At 63.6% G+C, this 760-nt stretch carries 1 pseudogene; it reads right to left on the minus strand.

Annotation, left to right across the window (positions count from 1 at the left end):
• Window positions 1–689, minus strand: a pseudogene (locus ON21_RS38805) (transposase); the annotation flags it as partial.
• Between the last annotated feature and the right edge of the window lie 71 nt (window positions 690–760).

Genomic DNA, 760 nt, shown 5'->3' on the forward strand with positions numbered 1-760 from the left:
GATGTCGGTGAGCCATCGCTGGTCCGGCGCGGTCGCGGTGAACTCGCGTTGGACGAGGTCGTCGTGCACTGGCGGCCCGGCCTTGCGGTTCAACCCTCGTTTCTTGGCGAAGCTGCTCCAGATCCGCTGGATCGAGCAGAGTCTGGCCACCCTGTTCTCACCGGCGCTGATCCCGCGCGCGGACAGTTCGTCGGCGATGAACCGATACCCGAACGCCGGGTCGTCGGCGTGGATGTCATAGGCGGCGTTGATCAGATGCGCGTCATCCCAATCACGTTGCGATACAGGGTTCTTCTTCCACTTATAGAAAGCTTGTGGGGTGAAGCCCAATACCCGGCAGGTCACCGCGACGGGCACCTGCACAGGTGCGGTGTCGGCAGCGAGGTCGAGGACCAGCGGGTACATCATTTTGGGTTGACATCGCGCGACAGGTAGGCGACCGCGCGACGCATTACCTCGGCTTCCTGTTCGAGTTGCCGGATCCGTTTGCGGGCCTCGCGCAGCTCGGTGGACTCCTCCGGGGTGGCGCCAGGCCGGGCCCCGTCTTCGATGTCGGCCCGTTTCAGCCAGTTCTTCAGGCAGCTCTGCGAGATGCCGAAATCCTTGGCGATCTGAGTCAACGGCGCTTCGCCCTTGCGGGCGACCGCGACTACGTCGCGACGGAACTCCTCAGGGAACGGCTTGGGCATGATGACGATCCTTCCACTGCGAAGACCGAAGTCATCACAGATCAGGAGTCAACCGAACCGGGGGCAGTCCC

This window comes from Nocardia araoensis NBRC 100135 (assembly GCF_000308435.1).
Lineage (GTDB): Bacteria > Actinomycetota > Actinomycetes > Mycobacteriales > Mycobacteriaceae > Nocardia > Nocardia araoensis.